This window comes from Pseudomonas bubulae (assembly GCF_900618535.1).
Taxonomy (GTDB): domain Bacteria; phylum Pseudomonadota; class Gammaproteobacteria; order Pseudomonadales; family Pseudomonadaceae; genus Aquipseudomonas; species Aquipseudomonas bubulae.
Window position 1 is genome coordinate 1 of sequence record NZ_UYJA01000002.1, and the last position, 21,065, is coordinate 21,065.

17 protein-coding genes, 4 tRNA genes and 2 rRNA genes are annotated in these 21,065 nt (G+C 54.2%); all 23 read left to right on the forward strand.

Annotation, left to right across the window (positions count from 1 at the left end; all coding sequences use genetic code 11):
- Positions 1-107: ribosomal RNA gene (locus PPTH39_RS06560) — 23S ribosomal RNA — on the forward strand; the annotation flags it as partial.
- Positions 108-255: 148 nt separating this feature from the next.
- Positions 256-371, forward strand: a 5S ribosomal RNA gene (rrf, locus tag PPTH39_RS06565).
- Positions 372-561: 190 nt separating this feature from the next.
- Entirely contained in the window at positions 562-1,509 is a 948-nt protein-coding gene (gene birA / locus PPTH39_RS06570; protein ID WP_095019088.1) for a bifunctional biotin--[acetyl-CoA-carboxylase] ligase/biotin operon repressor BirA, read from the forward strand.
- Positions 1,499-2,242 (forward strand): pantothenate kinase, encoded by a 744-nt coding sequence (locus PPTH39_RS06575; protein ID WP_130871804.1) that lies wholly within the window; start codon positions 1,499-1,501, stop codon positions 2,240-2,242. Before birA ends, PPTH39_RS06575 begins: the two co-directional genes overlap by 11 nt.
- Positions 2,243-2,249: 7 nt before the next feature.
- Positions 2,250-2,726 (forward strand): hypothetical protein, encoded by a 477-nt coding sequence (locus PPTH39_RS06580; protein ID WP_130871805.1) that lies wholly within the window; start codon positions 2,250-2,252, stop codon positions 2,724-2,726.
- A gap of 110 nt (positions 2,727-2,836) precedes the next feature.
- A tRNA-Tyr gene (locus PPTH39_RS06585) sits at positions 2,837-2,921 on the forward strand.
- A gap of 25 nt (positions 2,922-2,946) precedes the next feature.
- Positions 2,947-3,020, forward strand: a tRNA-Gly gene (locus tag PPTH39_RS06590).
- A gap of 26 nt (positions 3,021-3,046) precedes the next feature.
- A tRNA-Thr gene (locus PPTH39_RS06595) sits at positions 3,047-3,122 on the forward strand.
- Positions 3,123-3,367: 245 nt separating this feature from the next.
- Positions 3,368-3,443, forward strand: a tRNA-Trp gene (locus tag PPTH39_RS06600).
- A 45-nt stretch (positions 3,444-3,488) separates the two neighbouring features.
- Positions 3,489-3,857 carry a preprotein translocase subunit SecE gene (gene secE / locus PPTH39_RS06605; RefSeq protein WP_016779165.1) on the forward strand — a complete coding sequence of 123 codons (369 nt, stop codon included), beginning with the start codon at positions 3,489-3,491 and terminating at the stop codon, positions 3,855-3,857.
- Between the two features lie 9 nt (positions 3,858-3,866).
- Positions 3,867-4,400 (forward strand): transcription termination/antitermination protein NusG, encoded by a 534-nt coding sequence (gene nusG, locus PPTH39_RS06610; protein ID WP_026014126.1) that lies wholly within the window; start codon positions 3,867-3,869, stop codon positions 4,398-4,400.
- Positions 4,401-4,516: 116 nt separating this feature from the next.
- Positions 4,517-4,948 carry a 50S ribosomal protein L11 gene (gene rplK / locus PPTH39_RS06615; RefSeq protein WP_008008888.1) on the forward strand — a complete coding sequence of 144 codons (432 nt, stop codon included), beginning with the start codon at positions 4,517-4,519 and terminating at the stop codon, positions 4,946-4,948.
- Positions 4,948-5,643: a 50S ribosomal protein L1 gene (rplA, locus tag PPTH39_RS06620; RefSeq protein ID WP_016779167.1), complete on the forward strand. Its 696-nt coding sequence runs from the start codon at positions 4,948-4,950 to the stop codon at positions 5,641-5,643. The genes rplK and rplA overlap by 1 nt, the downstream gene beginning before the upstream one ends.
- A gap of 197 nt (positions 5,644-5,840) precedes the next feature.
- Complete coding sequence (rplJ, locus tag PPTH39_RS06625) at positions 5,841-6,341, forward strand: 50S ribosomal protein L10 (RefSeq protein ID WP_016779168.1); 501 nt, start codon at positions 5,841-5,843, stop codon at positions 6,339-6,341.
- An 80-nt stretch (positions 6,342-6,421) separates the two neighbouring features.
- Positions 6,422-6,787 (forward strand): 50S ribosomal protein L7/L12, encoded by a 366-nt coding sequence (gene rplL / locus PPTH39_RS06630; protein WP_016779169.1) that lies wholly within the window; start codon positions 6,422-6,424, stop codon positions 6,785-6,787.
- A 219-nt stretch (positions 6,788-7,006) separates the two neighbouring features.
- Positions 7,007-11,080, forward strand: a complete 4,074-nt coding sequence (gene rpoB, locus PPTH39_RS06635) for a DNA-directed RNA polymerase subunit beta (RefSeq protein WP_016779170.1) — start codon at positions 7,007-7,009, stop codon at positions 11,078-11,080.
- A gap of 64 nt (positions 11,081-11,144) precedes the next feature.
- Positions 11,145-15,344, forward strand: a complete 4,200-nt coding sequence (gene rpoC, locus PPTH39_RS06640) for a DNA-directed RNA polymerase subunit beta' (RefSeq protein ID WP_094999501.1) — start codon at positions 11,145-11,147, stop codon at positions 15,342-15,344.
- Positions 15,345-15,560: 216 nt separating this feature from the next.
- Complete coding sequence (gene rpsL, locus PPTH39_RS06645; RefSeq protein WP_002555494.1) at positions 15,561-15,932, forward strand: 30S ribosomal protein S12; 372 nt, start codon at positions 15,561-15,563, stop codon at positions 15,930-15,932.
- A 123-nt stretch (positions 15,933-16,055) separates the two neighbouring features.
- Positions 16,056-16,526, forward strand: a complete 471-nt coding sequence (gene rpsG, locus PPTH39_RS06650) for a 30S ribosomal protein S7 (protein ID WP_016779172.1) — start codon at positions 16,056-16,058, stop codon at positions 16,524-16,526.
- Positions 16,527-16,556: 30 nt separating this feature from the next.
- The gene (gene fusA, locus PPTH39_RS06655) at positions 16,557-18,662 is read left to right on the forward strand and encodes an elongation factor G (protein ID WP_094999500.1); all 2,106 of its coding nucleotides are present in this window, start codon (positions 16,557-16,559) and stop codon (positions 18,660-18,662) included.
- A 35-nt stretch (positions 18,663-18,697) separates the two neighbouring features.
- Positions 18,698-19,891 carry an elongation factor Tu gene (gene tuf, locus PPTH39_RS06660; RefSeq protein WP_016779174.1) on the forward strand — a complete coding sequence of 398 codons (1,194 nt, stop codon included), beginning with the start codon at positions 18,698-18,700 and terminating at the stop codon, positions 19,889-19,891.
- Positions 19,892-20,035: 144 nt separating this feature from the next.
- Positions 20,036-20,347: a 30S ribosomal protein S10 gene (gene rpsJ, locus PPTH39_RS06665; RefSeq protein WP_003186070.1), complete on the forward strand. Its 312-nt coding sequence runs from the start codon at positions 20,036-20,038 to the stop codon at positions 20,345-20,347.
- 81 nt (positions 20,348-20,428) lie between these two features.
- Positions 20,429-21,064 (forward strand): 50S ribosomal protein L3, encoded by a 636-nt coding sequence (gene rplC / locus PPTH39_RS06670; RefSeq protein ID WP_016779175.1) that lies wholly within the window; start codon positions 20,429-20,431, stop codon positions 21,062-21,064.
- The last annotated feature ends 1 nt before the right edge of the window (position 21,065 follow it).

Genomic DNA, 21,065 nt, shown 5'->3' on the forward strand with positions numbered 1-21,065 from the left:
TGAGTTCCCTAAAGGGCCGTCGAAGACTACGACGTTGATAGGTTGGGTGTGTAAGCGCTGTGAGGCGTTGAGCTAACCAATACTAATTGCCCGTGAGGCTTGACCATATAACACCCAAGCAATTTGCTTAGAAGCGAATTGCGGTGTGTGAAGACGATACAAACCGAAAGTTTGCGGTTCACAAAACACCACATCTATTACATACCCATTCGCTGGAGCGTAAACCGAAAGGTAAACGACCTGGCTACCGAATTTCTTGACGACCATAGAGCATTGGAACCACCTGATCCCATCCCGAACTCAGTAGTGAAACGATGCATCGCCGATGGTAGTGTGGGGTTTCCCCATGTGAGAGTAGGTCATCGTCAAGATTAAATTCCAAACCCCCTGTCTGCTCACGCAGACAGGGGGTTTGTTTTTGTGCGCGAAAAAGCGGTCGCAAGCTTCAAACTGTGTGCTCTCGGCTTGCCCCAAGCTGTTAGCTTGCTGTGTGCGCGGGGTTTCTATGCAATGGCGCCGCTCATGGCTATCATGCGTGCCTCATTGTGAGGCGATACATGCATGCTGACGTTGTTGAAACTCCTCAAAGATGGTCGATTCCACTCAGGGCAAGCGCTTGGTGCTGCACTTGGCGTTAGCCGCAGTGCAGTCTGGAAGCAGCTCCAGCTTTTGGAATCAAACCTGAACCTGTCGATTCATAAAGTTCGTGGTCGTGGCTATCAGTTAGCTGCACCGCTTGAGCTCCTTGAGCAGGACCAGTTGACTGCCAGCCCATGGCCTGTCTCTATTCATGATTCATTAGACTCCACTAATGCCGAGGCCTTGCGCGCGATCGACAGTGGCACTGCGGCGCCGTTTGTTGTTACGGCTGAGCGGCAAACTGCTGGTCGTGGACGAAGAGGCCGCAAATGGGTCAGTCCTTTCGCAGAAAATATCTACTACAGCCTTGTTCTTCGCATGGATGGCGGGATGCGCCAGCTTGAAGGGCTTAGCCTTGTGGTTGGTCTGGCAGTACTGAGTGCGCTTCGCGGGGTGGGGATATCTGACGCCGGCCTCAAATGGCCAAATGATGTGCTCGTAGGCAACAAGAAAATTGCCGGCATTTTGCTTGAGTTGGTCGGCGATCCGGCTGATGTGTGTCATGTGGTTCTGGGGATCGGCATTAACGTCAATATGCGGGTGGCCAGCGAGGTAGATCAGGCCTGGACCTCGGTATTTCTCGAGTCAGGTCATTCGGTAAACCGCAATGCGCTGATTTCGAAACTCAACGATAGCCTGCTTGTGTATCTGAATCGCCATGCTACCGAGGGCTTTTCGGCATTGCAGGCGCAGTGGGAGCAAAACCACTTGTGGCAGGGTCGTGAAGTCTCTCTGATAGCTGGAGTGCATCAGGTGGATGGCACTGTCATGGGTATTGATCAGCAGGGCGCGCTGCGCATGAGTGTCAATGGCGAAGAGAAAGTGTACAGCGGCGGTGAGCTTAGCTTGAGGTTGCGCCATGATTCTTGAGATGGACTGTGGCAACAGTTTTATAAAGTGGCGTGCCCTTGACGCGGGGGTGGCGGTGGGTGGGGGCGTAGTTGACTCTGATGCTGCGCTGCTGGCCGCGGTGTTGGCCGTTCCGGGGTTGAACATCACCCACTGCCGGTTGGTCAGTGTGCGCAGTGATGATGAGACATCGAGCCTAGTGGCCTCCATCGTGACGACCTTTGGTGTGGCTGCACAGTGCGCGCAGCCTGCAAGGAGTGCCGCAGGTGTCAGTAACGGTTATGAGGAGTTTGCCCGTTTGGGGCTCGATCGCTGGCTTGCCGTGGTTGGTGCTTTTGAGTTGGCGAAGAGCGCGTGCCTGGTACTGGATTTCGGTACGGCGGTAACGGCGGACTTCGTGGCTGCTGACGGTCAGCACCTGGGCGGGTTTATTTGTCCCGGGATGCCCTTGATGCGCGATCAGTTGCGCACTCATACACGCCGTATCCGGTATGACGACCTCTCTGCGGAGCAGGCCTTGCTCCAGCGTACGCCCGGGCGTACGACGGTTGAGGCTGTTGAGCGTGGGTGTTTGTTGATGCTGCGGGGCTTTGTGATGACCCAGCTGGAATTGGCGCGCGAGTACTGGGGAGAAGACTTTGAAGTTTTTCTTACCGGCGGTGACGCAAGCCTGGTAAAGGATATGGTTCCAGAAGCGCACTTGGTGCAAGACCTGGTATTTGTCGGTTTGGCGGTGGTTTGTCCCCTTCCTTGAGGTTTCTATGCGTTGGCTGTTTCTGCTGCTGGTTGTACTGAATGTCTTTTATTACATATGGCACCAGCAAGAGGCTCCGTTGAGGGCCAAAGAAGTTGTTTCCTTGTCTTTGTACAAGGGCAGTCATCAGGGCATACGCCTGCTTGGCGAGGTGCCGCCGGCAGGTGGGGGAGGTGCAGTCGCCATTGACCAGGCGCTGAGTGCGCAATGCATGTTTTTAGGCAATTTACCTGTGCAAGAACAGCTGCACGGCCTGCAGCGCAGGTTGTCTGAGATGGGGATAGCATCTACCCAAGTCGAAGGTGAGCAGGCTGAAATGCCTGGCTATGCCCTCAAGATCAGCCCGCAAGGCATTGCTGCGGCCAGTGAAATGGTTTTGCAGAACCTTGTTAATGAATTCAATGGGTTAAAATACAAAAAAATGCGCTGTGAGGGCTTGCAGGTACCCGATAGTTTGCATAGAATGGCGCCCGCTCCACAGTGAACGCCAAACAGGCTACTAGGTGTGAAGCGAGTCAAGTTGCTAACTTCCTGATTTAATTGAAGAAAGTGGTTGACATAAGGTTGGAATGATGTAGAATTCTAACCAGCTCAGGAGGGGTTCCCGAGCGGCCAAAGGGATCAGACTGTAAATCTGACGTCTACGACTTCGAAGGTTCGAATCCTTCCCCCTCCACCATATTTAAGCTAGAGCAGCAAGATTTGCGGGTGTAGTTTAGTGGTAGAACCTTAGCCTTCCAAGCTAATGATGCGGGTTCGATTCCCGCCACCCGCTCCAGTCTAGCTGTTTTCGCGACATGTTTTGCTCTTGTAGCTCAGTTGGTAGAGCACACCCTTGGTAAGGGTGAGGTCAGCGGTTCAAATCCGCTCAAGAGCTCCATATAACAAGGCAGATATGAAAATATCTGCCTTTGTTTTAACAGGTGCATAGCCTGTCTGGGGTGTTTGCTGGTGGCGCTGTTTTTAGGTGTCGCTGCCCTGGTTGGTTGTTACGGTTGTGAGTAGCTCGCATTCTGCTATTCGCTGGCAATTCTCTGCTTGGACAGGGTTGATTGCAAAAGTAATTGCGCTTGTTGTTGAAAAGTCTCTCTCGTGTCGGCATAATCCGCGGCTCGATAATGTTTTAGGTCAGTAGCTCAATTGGCAGAGCGACGGTCTCCAAAACCGTAGGTTGGGGGTTCGATTCCCTCCTGACCTGCCAGATTCGCTCATTGCGTCTGGCTTTCTTTTCACAGGATCCTCTTTGATGACTCCCAAGGCTGAAGTTCAAGGCTCTCGCTTCGATCTCCTCAAGTGGCTTGTAGTGGTAGCTCTTGTGGTGGTTGGCGTTGTTGGGAATCAGTATTATTCTGGTTCGCCGATCCTGTATCGCGTCATTGCACTTCTTGTGATTGCTGCTGTTGCTGCCTATGTGGGCTTGCAGACGGCAAAAGGCAAGTCGTTCGCTGTCCTGGTAAAGGAAGCTCGTACTGAGATTCGTAAAGTCGTATGGCCAACTCGCCAAGAAACTACGCAGACCACGTTGATCGTGGTGGCTGTTGTTCTTGTTATGGCGTTGCTGTTGTGGGGTTTGGATTCCCTGCTCGGCTGGCTCGTTTCCTTGATTGTTGGCTAAGGGTGTCCCGTGGCTAAGCGTTGGTACGTAGTGCATGCTTATTCGGGTTACGAAAAGCATGTTATGCGCTCTCTGATAGAGCGTATTAAGCTGGCAGGCATGGAAGATGGCTTCGGCGAAATTCTGGTTCCCACTGAAGAAGTGGTTGAAATGCGTAATGGCCAGAAGCGCAAAAGCGAACGCAAGTTCTTCCCTGGTTATGTGCTGGTTCAGATGGACATGAGCGAAGGGACTTGGCACTTGGTCAAGGACACTCCGCGTGTCATGGGCTTCATTGGTGGTACTGCTGATAAACCGGCACCTATCACTGATAAAGAAGCAGAAGCAATTCTGCGTCGCGTAGCTGATGGCAGCGACAAGCCCAAGCCGAAAACACTGTTCGAGCCGGGCGAAGTTGTCCGTGTTACCGACGGTCCGTTTGCCGATTTCAATGGCACGGTCGAAGAAGTTAACTACGAAAAGAGCCGCATTCAAGTGGCGGTGCTCATTTTCGGTCGCTCTACTCCGGTAGAGCTAGAGTTTAGCCAGGTCGAAAAGGTCTAGTTAAACACGAATCCCAACCCCATGGCCTAGGCTGTGGGGTTTTGTCGTCACTGGGATAAACGCGCAAGTAACCGGGGAGCCTCTTTAGGCGATTGAACCCGTAATTGGAGTGCCTCATGGCTAAGAAGATTACCGCTTACATCAAGCTGCAAGTGAAGGCCGCTCAGGCTAACCCAAGCCCACCTGTTGGTCCGGCTCTGGGTCAGCACGGCGTGAACATCATGGAATTCTGCAAGGCTTTCAACGCCCGTACTCAGGGTATTGAGCCAGGCCTGCCGACTCCAGTGATCATCACTGTATACAGCGACCGTAGCTTCACGTTCGAAACCAAGTCGACCCCTGCTTCGGTTCTGCTGAAGAAGGCTGCCGGTCTGACTAGCGGTTCCGCTCGTCCAAACACCGTTAAGGTTGGCACTGTAACTCGTGCTCAGCTGGAAGAAATCGCGAAAACCAAAAACGCGGATCTGACTGCAGCTGATATGGAAGCAGCCGTGCGTACTATCGCCGGTTCTGCTCGTAGCATGGGCCTTAACGTGGAGGGTGTGTAATGGCTAAGCTGACCAAGCGTCAAAAGGCAATCGCCGGTAAAATCGAAGCTGGCAAGTCTTACAATTTTGTAGACGCTGCTGCTTTGCTGGCTGAGCTGTCGACTGTAAAATTCAGCGAGTCTTTCGACATCGCCGTTAACCTGGGCGTAGACCCACGTAAATCTGACCAGGTTGTTCGTAGCGCTACTGTGCTGCCACACGGCACTGGCAAGACTGTACGTGTTGCTGTGTTCACTCAGGGTCCAGCTGCTGAAGCTGCTCTGGCTGCCGGCGCTGATCGCGTTGGTATGGACGACCTGGCTGCCGAAATGAAAGGCGGCGACCTGAACTACGACGTAGTTATTGCATCCCCGGACGCAATGCGTGTTGTTGGTCAGTTGGGTCAGATCCTGGGCCCACGTGGTCTGATGCCTAACCCTAAGGTTGGTACTGTAACTCCAGACGTAGCCACCGCTGTTAAGAACGCGAAGGCTGGTCAGGTTCGTTATCGCACCGACAAAAACGGTATCATTCACACTTCCGTTGGCAAGATCGGCTTCGACGCCGTTCAGCTGAAGGAAAACGTTGAAGCCCTGATCGCTGATCTGAAGCGTATCAAACCAGCTTCCTCGAAAGGTATTTATGTTAAGCGCGTAACCCTGAGCACCACTATGGGCCCGGGCCTGGTCATCGACCAGGGTTCCCTGGACGCGTAAGACAAAATTGGCGCAGTCAAATGCGCCAATTGAAAGATTGGGGTCCCTGCCTGGCGGGGGCTATCCAAGACCGTAGGCGGCGAAAGCCTTAAACCTCAAGCCTACGCAGATGGTGCTCCCGGTTCCTTACCGAATCAGACACCAAAACGACATCAGGCCTCGGCCAGATGAAACGGTAACAAGCAGGAGTTAAACCCGTGGCAATTAAACTCGAAGACAAGAAGGCCATCGTCGCTGAAGTCAACGAGGCTGCCAAAGTTGCCCTGTCCGCTGTTGTGGCTGATGCCCGCGGTGTGACAGTAGGCGCTATGACCGGACTCCGTAAAGAGGCTCGTGAAGCTGGCGTTTACGTACGTGTTGTACGTAACACCCTGCTCAAGCGCGCTGTTGCTGACACTGAATACAGTGTTCTCAACGACGTGTTCACTGGCCCGACCTTGATTGCATTCTCGCAAGAACATCCGGGCGCTGCTGCTCGTATCTTCAAAGAGTTCGCAAAAGGTCAGGATAAGTTCGAGATCAAGGCAGCTGCGTTCGAGGGCAAGTTCCTCGCAGCTAATCAGATCGACGTACTGGCAAGTCTGCCGACCCGTGACGAAGCAATTTCTCAGCTGATGAGCGTGATTCAAGGCGCTACCAGCAAATTGGCTCGTACTCTGGCGGCCCTTCGCGACCAGAAAGAAGCTGCTGCAGCCTAAGGCTGAGCGACTCCTTTCAGCGTTTATTGTTTATTTCGATGGCCGCGTAGGCTGTCACCCCAATACAGGAATTTATAGTCATGTCTCTGACTAACGACCAAATCATCGAAGCAATCGGCGAAAAATCCGTTCTGGAAATCGTTGAACTGATCAAAGCAATGGAAGAGAAGTTCGGCGTTTCCGCTGCTGCTGCTTCTGCTGGTCCTGCTGCTGCCGCTGCTGTTGTTGAAGAGCAAACTGAATTCAACGTTATGCTGCTGGAAGCTGGCGAGAAGAAAGTTAACGTGATCAAGGCTGTTCGTGAGCTGACTGGTCTGGGCTTGAAAGAAGCCAAGGCAGTAGTTGACGGCGCTCCAGCTATGGTACTGGAAGCTGTTGCTAAAGAAGCAGCTGACAAAGCCAAGGCTACCTTGGAAGAAGCAGGCGCTAAAGTCGAGCTGAAGTAAGCATCGACCTTGCGTTTCCAGCCCAGGCGTTAAGCTGAGGCTGATGGCTGGTGGCTCTTGCCACCGGCCTTTTTCCGTTATTGGCAGCCGACTAGGTTGGTGCCTTTAACGTGCTGTAACCACCCTGTGCGGTGGAGCAAACCAAGGGGTTTGCACGATTTTCTGGCTGCTCCCGTCGGGAGAGGCCAAACAAGCAGGTGACCAAGCTGGGGAACGCTGATGGCTTACTCATATACTGAGAAAAAACGTATCCGCAAGGACTTTAGCAAGTTGCCGGACGTCATGGATGTGCCGTATCTCTTGGCAATCCAGCTGGATTCGTATCGTGAATTCTTGCAGGCGGGAGCGACTAAAGATCAGTTCCGCGACGTGGGCCTGCATGCGGCCTTCAAATCCGTTTTCCCGATCATCAGCTACTCCGGCAATGCTGCGCTGGAGTACGTCGGTTATCGCTTGGGCGAACCGGCATTTGATGTCAAAGAATGCGTGTTGCGTGGCGTAACGTACGCCGTACCTTTGCGGGTAAAAGTTCGTTTGATCATTTTCGACAAAGAATCGTCGAACAAAGCGATCAAGGACATCAAAGAGCAAGAAGTCTACATGGGTGAAATCCCCCTGATGACTGAAAACGGTACCTTCGTAATCAACGGTACCGAGCGTGTAATTGTTTCCCAGCTGCACCGTTCCCCGGGCGTGTTCTTTGACCACGACCGCGGCAAGACGCACAGCTCCGGTAAGCTGCTTTATTCCGCGCGTATCATTCCTTACCGTGGTTCGTGGCTCGACTTCGAGTTCGACCCGAAAGACTGCGTGTTCGTGCGTATTGACCGTCGTCGCAAGCTGCCTGCATCGGTATTGCTGCGCGCGCTGGGTTATACCACTGAGCAAGTGCTGGACGCGTTCTACACCACCAACGTGTTCCACGTTCAGGGTGAGAGCATCAGCCTGGAGCTGGTTCCACAGCGTCTGCGCGGTGAAATCGCGGCCATCGACATTACCGATGACAAAGGCAAGGTGATTGTTGAGCAGGGTCGTCGTATCACTGCTCGTCATATCAACCAGCTGGAAAAAGCCGGTGTCAAAGAGCTCGTTATGCCTCTGGACTATGTCCTGGGTCGCACAACGGCCAAGGCTATCGTGCATCCGGCTACTGGCGAAATCATTGCTGAGTGCAACACCGAGCTGACCACTGAAATCCTGGCAAAAGTTGCCAAGGGCCAGGTTGTTCGCATCGAAACGTTGTACACCAACGATATCGACTGCGGTCCGTTCGTCTCCGACACGCTGAAGATCGACTCCACCAGCAACCAACTGGAAGCGCTGGTCGAAATCTATCGCATGATGCGTCCAGGCGAGCCGCCAACCAAAGACGCTGCCGAGACTCTGTTCAACAACCTGTTCTTCAGCCCTGAGCGCTATGACCTGTCTGCGGTCGGCCGGATGAAGTTCAACCGTCGTATCGGTCGTACCGAGATCGAAGGTTCGGGCGTGTTGTGCAAAGAAGACATCGTTGCCGTGCTGAAGACCCTGGTCGACATCCGTAACGGTAAAGGCATCGTCGATGACATCGACCACCTGGGTAACCGTCGTGTTCGCTGTGTAGGCGAAATGGCCGAGAACCAGTTCCGCGTTGGCCTGGTACGTGTTGAGCGTGCGGTCAAAGAGCGTCTGTCGATGGCTGAAAGCGAAGGCCTGATGCCGCAAGACCTGATCAACGCCAAGCCTGTGGCTGCGGCGGTGAAAGAGTTCTTCGGTTCCAGCCAGCTGTCCCAGTTCATGGACCAGAACAACCCTCTGTCCGAGATCACCCACAAGCGCCGTGTTTCTGCACTGGGCCCGGGCGGTCTGACGCGTGAGCGTGCGGGCTTTGAAGTTCGTGACGTACACCCGACTCACTACGGCCGTGTTTGCCCTATTGAGACGCCGGAAGGTCCGAACATCGGTCTGATCAACTCCCTGGCTGCCTATGCGCGCACCAACCAGTACGGCTTCCTCGAGAGCCCGTACCGTGTAGTGAAAGACGCACTGGTAACCGACGAGATCGTTTTCCTGTCCGCCATCGAAGAAGCTGATCACGTGATCGCTCAGGCCTCGGCCACGATGAACGACAAGAAAGTGCTGATCGACGAGCTGGTTGCTGTTCGTCACTTGAACGAATTCACCGTCAAGGCGCCGGAAGACGTCACCTTGATGGACGTTTCGCCGAAGCAGGTTGTTTCGGTTGCAGCGTCGCTGATCCCGTTCCTGGAACACGATGACGCCAACCGTGCGTTGATGGGTTCCAACATGCAGCGTCAAGCTGTACCAACCCTGCGCGCTGACAAGCCGCTGGTAGGTACCGGCATGGAGCGTAACGTAGCTCGTGACTCCGGCGTTTGCGTCGTGGCTCGTCGTGGCGGCGTGATCGACTCTGTTGATGCCAGCCGTATCGTGGTTCGTGTTGCTGATGACGAAGTTGAAACTGGCGAAGCCGGTGTCGACATCTACAACCTGACCAAATACACCCGTTCCAACCAGAACACTTGCATCAACCAGCGTCCGCTGGTGCGCAAGGGTGACCGTGTACAGCGTAGCGACATCATGGCTGACGGCCCGTCCACCGATATGGGTGAACTGGCGCTGGGTCAAAACATGCGCATCGCGTTCATGGCCTGGAACGGTTACAACTTCGAAGACTCCATCTGCTTGTCGGAACGAGTTGTTCAAGAAGATCGCTTTACCACGATCCATATTCAGGAACTGACCTGTGTGGCACGTGACACCAAGCTTGGGCCTGAAGAGATCACTGCAGACATCCCTAACGTGGGTGAAGCTGCACTGAACAAACTGGACGAAGCCGGTATCGTTTACGTAGGTGCTGAAGTTGGCGCCGGCGACATTCTGGTAGGTAAGGTCACTCCGAAAGGCGAGACCCAGCTGACTCCGGAAGAGAAGCTGTTGCGTGCCATCTTCGGTGAAAAAGCCAGCGACGTTAAAGACACCTCCCTGCGCGTACCTACCGGTACCAAAGGTACTGTTATCGACGTGCAGGTCTTCACCCGTGACGGCGTTGAGCGTGATGCTCGTGCACTGTCGATCGAGAAGACCCAGCTGGACGAGATCCGCAAGGATCTGAACGAAGAGTTCCGTATCGTTGAAGGCGCTACCTTCGAACGTCTGCGCTCTGCTCTGGTTGGCCGCATTGCCGAAGGTGGTGCCGGTCTGAAGAAAGGTCAGGAAATCACCAATGAAATCCTGGACGGTCTTGAGCATGGTCAGTGGTTCAAACTGCGCATGGCTGAAGATGCTCTGAACGAGCAGCTTGAAAAGGCTCAGGCTTACATCATCGATCGCCGTCGTCTGCTGGACGACAAGTTCGAAGACAAGAAGCGCAAACTGCAGCAGGGCGATGACCTGGCTCCAGGCGTGCTGAAAATCGTCAAGGTTTACCTGGCAATCCGCCGTCGCATCCAGCCGGGTGACAAGATGGCCGGTCGTCACGGTAACAAGGGTGTGGTCTCCGTGATCATGCCGGTTGAAGACATGCCGTACGATGCCAATGGCACCCCGGTTGATGTGGTCCTCAACCCGTTGGGCGTACCTTCGCGTATGAACGTTGGTCAGATTCTCGAAACTCACCTGGGCCTCGCGGCCAAAGGTCTGGGCGAGAAGATCAACCTCATGATTGAAGAACAACGCAAGGTCGCTGACCTGCGTAAGTTCCTGCATGAGATCTACAACGAAATTGGCGGTCGTCAAGAAAGCCTGGATGACTTCTCCGATCAGGAAATCCTGGATCTGGCGAAGAACCTTCGCGGCGGTGTGCCAATGGCTACCCCGGTGTTCGACGGTGCCAAGGAAAGCGAAATCAAGGCAATGCTTCGTTTGGCAGACCTGCCAGACAGCGGCCAGATGGTGCTGACTGATGGTCGTACCGGCAACAAGTTCGAGCGTCCGGTTACCGTTGGCTACATGTACATGCTGAAGCTGAACCACTTGGTAGACGACAAGATGCACGCTCGTTCTACCGGTTCTTACAGCCTGGTTACCCAGCAGCCGCTGGGTGGTAAGGCACAGTTCGGTGGTCAGCGTTTCGGGGAGATGGAGGTCTGGGCGCTGGAAGCCTACGGCGCGGCATACACTCTGCAAGAAATGCTCACAGTGAAGTCGGACGATGTGAACGGCCGTACCAAGATGTACAAAAACATCGTGGACGGCGATCACCGTATGGAGCCGGGCATGCCCGAGTCCTTCAACGTGTTGATCAAAGAAATTCGTTCCCTCGGCATCGATATCGATCTGGAAACCGAATAACACGTGACGCGAATCGAGAGCGGGGCTGTATGGCCCGCTCTCTGCTCCGCCAGGAGGAAAGGCCTTGAAAGACCTACTGAATTTGCTGAAAAACCAGGGTCAAGTCGAAGAGTTCGACGCCATCCGTATTGGATTGGCATCGCCTGAGATGATCCGTTCGTGGTCGTTCGGTGAAGTTAAAAAGCCGGAAACCATCAACTACCGTACGTTCAAGCCTGAGCGTGACGGCCTGTTCTGCGCCAAGATCTTTGGCCCGGTAAAGGATTACGAGTGCCTGTGCGGTAAGTACAAGCGCTTGAAGCACCGCGGTGTGATCTGTGAGAAGTGTGGCGTTGAAGTCGCACTGGCCAAGGTCCGTCGCGAGCGCATGGCTCACATCGAACTGGCTTCGCCGGTTGCTCACATCTGGTTCCTGAAATCGCTGCCGTCCCGTATCGGCTTGCTGATGGACATGACCCTGCGTGATATCGAACGCGTTCTCTACTTCGAGAGCTATGTCGTTATCGATCCGGGCATGACCACTCTGGAAAAAGGTCAGCTGCTGAACGATGAGCAGTACTTCGAAGCGCTGGAAGAGTTCGGCGACGACTTTGATGCCCGCATGGGTGCTGAAGCTGTCCGTGAACTGCTGCACGCTATCGACCTGGAGCACGAGATTGGCCGTCTGCGTGAAGAAATTCCGCAAACCAACTCTGAAACCAAAATCAAGAAGCTGTCCAAGCGCCTGAAGTTGATGGAAGCCTTCCTGGGCTCCGGCAACCTTCCGGAGTGGATGGTTCTGACCGTTCTGCCGGTTCTGCCGCCAGATCTGCGTCCTCTGGTACCGTTGGATGGCGGTCGTTTCGCGACTTCCGACCTCAACGACCTGTACCGTCGAGTGATCAACCGTAACAACCGCTTGAAGCGCCTGCTTGATCTGTCCGCTCCGGACATCATCGTGCGCAACGAAAAGCGTATGTTGCAAGAAGCGGTCGACGCACTGCTCGACAACGGCCGTCGTGGTCGCGCTATCACCGGTTCGAACAAGCGTCCTCTGAAATCCCTGGCTGACATGATCAAGGGTAAGCAAGGTCGTTTCCGTCAGAACTTGCTCGGTAAGCGTGTTGACTACTCGGGTCGTTCGGTAATTACCGTAGGTCCGACCCTGCGTCTGCACCAGTGCGGTCTGCCGAAGAAAATGGCTCTCGAGCTGTTCAAGCCGTTCATTTTCGGCAAGCTGGAAATGCGTGGTCTTGCTACCACCATCAAAGCCGCCAAGAAGATGGTTGAGCGCGAGTTGCCGGAAGTGTGGGACGTTCTCGCTGAAGTTATCCGCGAACACCCGGTTCTTCTCAACCGTGCACCGACCCTTCACCGTCTGGGTATCCAGGCGTTTGAACCGGTACTGATCGAAGGTAAAGCTATCCAGCTGCACCCTCTGGTCTGTGCTGCGTACAACGCCGACTTCGACGGCGACCAAATGGCCGTGCACGTACCGCTGACACTGGAAGCCCAGTTGGAAGCGCGCGCGTTGATGATGTCGACCAACAACATTCTGTCGCCAGCCAACGGTGAGCCAATCATCGTTCCGTCGCAGGACGTTGTATTGGGTCTGTACTACATGACGCGTGAAGCGATCAACGCCAAAGGCGAAGGTCGTGTATTCGCTGACTTGCAGGAAGTTGACCGTGTATTCCGTGCCGGCGAAGCCGCACTGCACGCCAAGGTCAAGGTTCGTATCAACGAAACCGTCAACGACCGTGATGGCGGCAGCGTGACCAACACCCGTATCGTCGACACCACTGTCGGCCGTGCGCTGTTGTTCCAGGTTGTGCCAAAAGGTTTGTCGTACGACGTCGTCAACCTGCCGATGAAGAAAAAAGCGATCTCCAAGCTGATCAACCAGTGCTACCGCGTGGTTGGTTTGAAAGAGACCGTGATCTTCGCTGACCAGTTGATGTACACCGGTTTTGCTTACTCGACCATCTCCGGCGTTTCCATCGGTGTTAACGACTTCGTTATCCCGGATGAAAAAGCTCGCATCATCGCTGCTGCAACCGATGAAGTGAAAGAGATCGAAAGTCAGTACGCCTCCGGCCTGGTAACCCAGGGCGAGAAGTACAACAAGGTAATCGACCTTTGGTCGAAAGCTAACGATGAAGTTTCCAAGGCGATGATGTCCAACCTCTCGAAAGAGAAGGTAATCGACCGCCACGGCAACGAAGTCGAGCAAGAATCGTTCAACTCGATGTACATGATGGCCGACTCTGGCGCACGGGGTTCTGCTGCGCAGATCCGTCAGCTGGCCGGTATGCGTGGTCTGATGGCCAAGCCGGACGGTTCCATCATCGAAACGCCGATTACTGCGAACTTCCGTGAAGGTTTGAGCGTACTTCAGTACTTCATCTCGACTCACGGTGCTCGTAAGGGTCTGGCGGATACCGCCTTGAAAACAGCTAACTCCGGTTACCTGACACGTCGTCTGGTAGACGTTGCACAAGATCTGGTTGTGACTGAAGTTGACTGCGGTACCGAACACGGTCTGCTGATGACTCCGCACATCGAAGGCGGCGACGTTGTTGAGCCATTGGGTGAGCGCGTACTGGGTCGAGTAATCGCCCGTGACGTATTCAAGCCGGGCACCGAGGAAGTTATCGTTCCTGCAGGCACCCTGGTTGACGAGAAGTGGGTTGAATTCATCGAGCTGAACAGCATCGACGAAGTGATCGTGCGCTCGCCAATCAGCTGCGAAACCCGTTTCGGTATCTGCGCCAAGTGCTACGGCCGTGATCTGGCTCGTGGTCACCAGGTGAACATCGGTGAAGCTGTCGGCGTTATCGCTGCCCAGTCGATCGGTGAGCCGGGTACACAGCTGACCATGCGTACGTTCCACATCGGTGGTGCGGCAAGCCGGACCTCCGCTGCTGACAGCGTTCAGGTGAAGAATGGCGGTACTGTCCGTCTGCACAACCTGAAGCACGTTGAGCGTGTAGATGGCTGCCTGGTTGCAGTATCCCGTTCCGGTGAGCTGGCCATTGCTGATGACTTCGGTCGTGAGCGTGAGCGTTACAAGCTGCCGTACGGCGCCGTGATTTCGGTTAAAGAAGGTGACAAGGTTGACGCTGGCTCTATCGTAGCCAAGTGGGATCCTCACACTCACCCAATCGTTACCGAAATGAAAGGTACCGTGACCTACGTGGGCATGGAAGAAGGCATCACGATCAAGCGTCAGACTGACGAATTGACCGGTATGACCAACATTGAAGTGCTTGATGCCAAAGACCGTCCAGCTGCCGGCAAGGACATTCGTCCAGCCGTCAAGATGGTGGGTGTTGATGGCAAGGATCTGCTGTTGCCAGGTACCGACGTACCGGCTCAGTACTTCCTGCCAGCGAACGCCTTGGTCGGTGTAGCGGATGGTGCGGAAATCGCGATCGGTGACGTTATCGCTCGTATTCCGCAAGAAACTTCGAAAACTCGAGACATCACCGGTGGTCTGCCACGGGTTGCTGACTTGTTCGAAGCCCGTCGTCCGAAAGAAGCCTCGATTCTGGCTGAAGTCAGCGGCACCATCGCGTTCGGTAAAGAAACCAAAGGCAAGCGCCGTCTGGTTATTACCCCGAACGACGGTACTGATCCGTACGAAGAGCTGATTCCAAAGTGGCGCCACCTGAACGTCTTCGAAGGCGAACAAGTGAACCGCGGCGAAGTTATCTCCGACGGTCCAAGCGATCCACACGACATCCTGCGTCTGCTGGGTGTGAGTGCGCTGGCCAAGTACATCGTTAACGAGATCCAGGACGTTTACCGTCTGCAAGGCGTAAAAATCAACGATAAGCACATCGAGACCATTCTGCGTCAGATGCTGCGTAAAGTTGAGATTGCCGAGTCTGGCGATTCCACCTTCATCAAGGGCGACCAGATGGAGTTGACGCAGGTATTGACCGAGAACGAGCGTCTGGGCAACGAAGACAAGTTCGTGTCCAAGTTCACTCGCGTCCTGCTGGGTATCACCAAGGCGTCGTTGTCGACTGAATCGTTCATCTCGGCGGCCTCTTTCCAGGAGACCACTCGAGTACTGACCGAAGCGGCGGTAACCGGCAAGCGCGATTACCTGCGCGGCCTGAAAGAAAACGTTGTCGTGGGTCGTCTGATCCCGGCAGGTACCGGTTTGGCATACCACAGCGAGCGTAAGCGCCGCCGTGAGGCTGACAAGCCGTTGCGCGTAAGCGCCAGTGAAGTGGAAGCTGCACTGACCGAAGCGCTGAACTCGAGCGGTAACTGAGTTCTGCGGTAAATGATGGGCGGGCCCCGGCAGTTCCGTTCATCGAATCGAGACAATTTGTCTGGGTTTGATGAGTGGAAGTGTCGGGGCCTTGCCTTGACTGGGGGCAAGATCCTCTTTAGACTCTTGTACCCCTAAATTTGGCGGGAATTCGTTCCTGCCATTTTGCTTTTCTTGCAAGACAATAGCGTCGCAAGACAACAGTGGAGCTAGTAGATGGCAACTATCAACCAGCTGGTACGTCAGCCGCGTAAGCGTATCGTCGAGAAATCCGACGTACCTGCGCTGCAAAACTGCCCGCAACGTCGTGGCGTATGCACCCGTGTGTATACAACTACGCCGAAAAAACCTAACTCGGCACTGCGTAAAGTATGCCGTGTGCGCCTGACCAACGGTTTCGAGGTTTCCTCGTACATCGGTGGTGAAGGTCACAACCTGCAAGAACACAGCGTGGTACTGATTCGTGGCGGTCGTGTAAAAGACTTGCCAGGTGTTCGTTACCACACCGTTCGCGGCTCTTTGGATACTTCCGGCGTTAAAGGTCGTAACCAAGGTCGTTCGAAGTACGGTACCAAGAAGCCGAAGTAGTCTTCGGTTTCCGGTAAATAATGCAGATTTCTTTTTTTCTGAGTCGATAAGAGTAAGGTCGGACCTGCATCCCTGGGGTGTAATGGTTCCGAGCTAACCTGAAGACCGTTTGAGGGCTTATCCATGCCAAGAAGACGCGTAGCAGCCAAGCGCGAAGTGCTTGACGATCCAAAATACGGAAGCCAAATTCTGGCCAAGTTCATGAACCACGTGATGGAAAGCGGCAAAAAAGCCGTTGCCGAGCGTATCGTTTATGGCGCGCTGGAAAAGGTTAAAGAACGCAAGAACAGCGATCCCCTGGAACTCTTCGAGAAAGCTCTCGACGCCATCGCTCCGCTGGTCGAAGTGAAGTCGCGCCGTGTAGGCGGTGCTACTTACCAGGTTCCGGTCGAAGTTCGCCCGTCCCGTCGTAACGCCCTGGCAATGCGCTGGTTGGTAGACTTCGCCCGCAAGCGCGGCGAGAAGTCTATGGCTCTGCGTTTGGCTGGCGAACTGTTGGACGCTGCCGAAGGTAAAGGTGCTGCTGTTAAGAAGCGTGAAGACGTGCACCGTATGGCCGAAGCTAACAAAGCTTTCTCGCACTACCGCTTCTAATTTCAGCTTCACTAATTTTGCGAGGGCTTTATGGCTCGTACTACTCCGATTAGTCGCTACCGTAACATCGGTATCGTCGCTCACGTGGATGCTGGTAAAACCACCACCACCGAGCGCGTACTGTTTTACACTGGCAAAAGTCACAAAATGGGCGAGGTGCATGATGGCGCCGCGACCACAGACTGGATGGTTCAGGAGCAGGAGCGTGGTATTACCATTACTTCTGCTGCCATTACCGCCTTCTGGAAAGGTTCTGCCAAGCAGTACAAGGACGAACACCGCTTCAACGTAATCGATACCCCGGGCCACGTTGACTTCACTATTGAAGTTGAGCGTTCCCTGCGTGTACTCGACGGCGCTGTCGTTGTGTTCTGTGGTACCTCGGGCGTTGAGCCTCAGTCGGAAACCGTATGGCGTCAAGCCAACAAATACGGCGTTCCACGTCTTGTTTACGTAAACAAGATGGACCGTGCTGGTGCCAACTTCCTGCGCGTTATCGAGCAGATCAAGAAGCGTCTGGGCCACACTCCAGTTCCAATCCAGTTGGCTATCGGTTCCGAAGACAACTTCCAGGGTCAGATCGATCTGATCAACATGGAAGCTGTGTACTGGAACGATGCTGACAAAGGTATGGTTCCTGTTCGCAAAGAAATTCCAGCTGAGCTGAAAGATCTTGCTGACGAGTGGCGCGACAACATGGTTCAGGCTGCGGCCGAAGCCAATGAAGAGCTGATGAACAAGTACCTCGAAGGTGAAGAATTCACCATCGCGGAAATCAAGGCGGCTCTGCGTCAGCGTACTATCGCTGGTGAGATCGTCCTGGCTGTTTGCGGTTCTTCCTTCAAGAACAAGGGTGTTCCCCTGGTTCTCGACGCCGTTATCGACTTCCTGCCTGCTCCGACTGATATTCCTGCCATCAAGGGTACTGACCCGGATGACGAGACTATCGAACTGGAGCGTCATGCAGACGACAACGAGCCGTTCTCGGCTCTGGCGTTCAAGATCGCTACCGACCCATTCGTGGGTACCTTGACCTTCGTCCGTGTTTACTCGGGCGTGTTGAACTCCGGCGACGGCGTAATCAACTCGGTTAAGGGCAAGAAAGAGCGCGTGGGTCGTATGGTGCAAATGCACGCAAACGCCCGTGAAGAAATCAAGGAAGTACGCGCTGGTGACATCGCGGCCTTGATCGGCATGAAGGACGTCACCACTGGTGAGACTTTGTGCAACGCTGACAAGCCAATCATTCTGGTTCGTATGGACTTCCCGGAGCCGGTTATTTCGGTTGCCGTAGAGCCTAAGACCAAGGATGACCAGGAAAAAATGGGTGTTGCACTGGGCAAGCTTGCTCAGGAAGATCCATCTTTCCGCGTTAAAACTGATGAAGAGACTGGTCAAACGATCATCTCTGGCATGGGCGAGCTGCACCTGGACATCCTGGTTGACCGGATGCGCCGTGAGTTCAACGTCGAAGCCAACATCGGTAAGCCTCAGGTTTCCTATCGTGAGCGCATCACGAAGAACTGTGAGATCGAAGGCAAGTTCGTTCGTCAGTCCGGCGGTCGTGGCCAGTTTGGTCACTGCTGGATTCGTTTTGCACCTGCTGACGAAGGTCAGGAAGGTCTGCAGTTCGTGAACGAAGTGGTAGGTGGTGTGGTTCCTAAGGAATACATCCCGGCTATCCAGAAGGGTATCGAAGAGCAGATGAAGAACGGTGTTGTTGCCGGCTATCCGCTGATCGGCCTGAAGGCTACCGTGTTTGATGGTTCTTACCACGACGTCGACTCGAACGAGATGGCGTTTAAGGTGGCTGCTTCCATGGCGACCAAGCAACTGGCTACCAAAGGTGGTGGTGAGCTGCTTGAGCCGATCATGGCGGTAGAGGTTGTTACACCTGAAGACTATATGGGTGACGTGATGGGCGACTTGAACCGTCGTCGCGGCATGATCCAGGGTATGGAAGATACGGTCTCCGGCAAAGTAATTCGTGCTGAAGTACCGTTGGGTGAAATGTTCGGTTATGCGACCGACGTTCGTTCCATGTCCCAGGGTCGCGCAAGCTACTCTATGGAATTCAAAAAATACGATACAGCTCCGGCGCACATCGTCGAAACTGTTACTAAAAAACAAGGCTGATTTAGTTCAGTCCTTTAGGCAAGGAGTTAATTGTCGTGGCTAAAGAAAAATTTGATCGTTCCCTACCGCACGTCAACGTTGGCACTATCGGTCACGTTGACCATGGTAAAACCACGCTGACTGCAGCTCTGACCCGTGTTTGCTCCGAAGTTTTCGGTTCGGCAATCGTTGACTTCGATAAAATCGACAGCGCGCCAGAAGAAAAAGCTCGTGGTATCACGATCAACACTGCGCACGTTGAATACAACTCGCATATTCGTCACTACGCTCACGTTGACTGCCCAGGTCACGCTGACTATGTGAAGAACATGATCACCGGTGCTGCTCAGATGGACGGCGCTATCCTGGTTTGTTCGGCCGCTGATGGTCCGATGCCACAAACCCGTGAGCACATCCTGCTGTCCCGTCAGGTTGGCGTTCCGTACATCGTGGTTTTCCTGAACAAGGCTGACCTGGTAGACGACGCTGAGCTGCTGGAACTGGTTGAGATGGAAGTTCGTGACCTGCTGTCGACTTACGACTTCCCAGGCGACGACACTCCGATCATCATCGGTTCGGCTCGTATGGCGCTGGAAGGCAAAGACGACAACGAAATGGGCACCACTGCCGTTCGTAAACTGGTTGAAACTCTGGATACCTACATTCCAGATCCAGTACGTGTTATCGACAAGCCGTTCCTGATGCCAATCGAAGACGTATTCTCGATCTCCGGTCGCGGTACTGTTGTAACTGGCCGTATCGAGCGCGGTATCGTTCGCGTTCAAGATCCGCTGGAAATCGTTGGTCTGCGTGACACTACTGTTACCACCTGCACCGGCGTTGAAATGTTCCGTAAGCTGCTCGACGAAGGTCGTGCGGGCGAGAACTGCGGCGTGCTGCTGCGCGGCACCAAGCGTGACGACGTTGAGCGTGGCCAGGTTCTGGTTAAGCCAGGCTCGGTTAAGCCACACACTACCTTCGAAGCTGAAGTGTACGTGTTGAGCAAAGAAGAAGGCGGCCGTCACACTCCGTTCTTCAAAGGCTACCGTCCTCAGTTCTACTTCCGTACAACTGACGTAACTGGTAACTGCGAACTGCCGGAAGGCGTTGAGATGGTAATGCCGGGCGACAACATCAAAATGGTTGTTACCCTGATCAAAACCATCGCAATGGAAGACGGTCTGCGTTTCGCAATCCGTGAAGGCGGTCGTACCGTTGGCGCTGGCGTTGTAGCCAAAATCATCGCGTAAGTGATGATTGCCTGAAAAAAGCCCCCGCTCAGCGGGGGCTTTTTTTATTGAGTTGACACCTACTGGGGTCGTCTATAGAATTGCGCCTCCTTTTAACGGGCGTATTGCGCTCGGTGGGAACAGCAATCTGGAGTCTGAAATCCAATGCAAAATCAGCAAATCCGTATCAGGTTGAAGGCTTTTGACCATCGCCTGATCGACCAATCAACCCAGGAAATCGTGGAAACCGCGAAACGTACTGGTGCTCAAGTGCGTGGTCCAATTCCACTGCCTACCCGTAAAGAGCGGTTCACCGTTCTGGTCTCCCCGCACGTCAACAAAGACGCGCGTGACCAGTACGAGATCCGTACTCATAAGCGCGTACTGGACATCGTCCAGCCAACGGATAAAACCGTTGATGCACTTATGAAGCTTGATCTTGCGGCCGGTGTGGAAGTGCAGATCAGCCTCGGCTAAGACTTGGGTCTTAGTCGTGTAACGCTCTGAAATGGGCGGCCATAGCGGGTGAAAGCCCCGTACACTCATGAGGTTTACAACATGACTATTGGTGTAGTCGGTCGTAAATGCGGTATGACCCGTATTTTCACCGAAGAAGGTGTCTCCATTCCGGTCACGGTCATTGAGATCGAGCCGAATCGCGTCACCCAGTTCAAAACTGAAGAAACCGATGGCTATCGTGCAGTGCAAGTCACTGTCGGCGAGCGTCGCGCTTCGCGTGTAACAGCTGCTCAAGCGGGTCACTTCGCTAAAGCAAACGTTGCCGCCGGTCGTACCGTAATGGAATTCCGTCTTGAAGAAGGCGAGTACCAGGCTGGCGATCTGATCAACACTGAAATCTTCACCGCTGGCCAACTGGTTGATGTAACCGGTCAGTCCAAGGGTAAAGGCTTCCAGGGTACGATCAAGCGTTGGAATTTCCGTGGCCAAGACAACACTCACGGTAACTCCGTTTCCCACCGCGTCCCGGGCTCTATTGGCCAGTGCCAGACTCCTGGTCGTGTATTCAAGGGCAAAAAAATGTCCGGTCATATGGGCGCTGAGCGCGTGACCGTGCAGTCCCTGGAAGTAGTGCGCGTCGACGCTGAACGCAATCTGTTGTTGGTCAAGGGTGCTGTTCCTGGCGCTACTGGCGGCAACCTGGTTGTACGTCCAGCGGCCAAGGCTCGCGGTTAAG

Coding starts and splice junctions, on each gene's coding strand:
- birA (WP_095019088.1), top strand. CDS start 562: ATGCTGACGTTGTTGAAACTCCTCAAAGATGGTCGATTCCACTCAGGG.
- PPTH39_RS06575 (WP_130871804.1), top strand. CDS start 1,499: ATGATTCTTGAGATGGACTGTGGCAACAGTTTTATAAAGTGGCGTGCC.
- PPTH39_RS06580 (WP_130871805.1), top strand. CDS start 2,250: ATGCGTTGGCTGTTTCTGCTGCTGGTTGTACTGAATGTCTTTTATTAC.
- secE (WP_016779165.1), top strand. CDS start 3,489: ATGACTCCCAAGGCTGAAGTTCAAGGCTCTCGCTTCGATCTCCTCAAG.
- rplK (WP_008008888.1), top strand. CDS start 4,517: ATGGCTAAGAAGATTACCGCTTACATCAAGCTGCAAGTGAAGGCCGCT.
- rplA (WP_016779167.1), top strand. CDS start 4,948: ATGGCTAAGCTGACCAAGCGTCAAAAGGCAATCGCCGGTAAAATCGAA.
- rplL (WP_016779169.1), top strand. CDS start 6,422: ATGTCTCTGACTAACGACCAAATCATCGAAGCAATCGGCGAAAAATCC.
- rpoB (WP_016779170.1), top strand. CDS start 7,007: ATGGCTTACTCATATACTGAGAAAAAACGTATCCGCAAGGACTTTAGC.
- rpsL (WP_002555494.1), top strand. CDS start 15,561: ATGGCAACTATCAACCAGCTGGTACGTCAGCCGCGTAAGCGTATCGTC.
- rpsG (WP_016779172.1), top strand. CDS start 16,056: ATGCCAAGAAGACGCGTAGCAGCCAAGCGCGAAGTGCTTGACGATCCA.
- fusA (WP_094999500.1), top strand. CDS start 16,557: ATGGCTCGTACTACTCCGATTAGTCGCTACCGTAACATCGGTATCGTC.
- rpsJ (WP_003186070.1), top strand. CDS start 20,036: ATGCAAAATCAGCAAATCCGTATCAGGTTGAAGGCTTTTGACCATCGC.
- rplC (WP_016779175.1), top strand. CDS start 20,429: ATGACTATTGGTGTAGTCGGTCGTAAATGCGGTATGACCCGTATTTTC.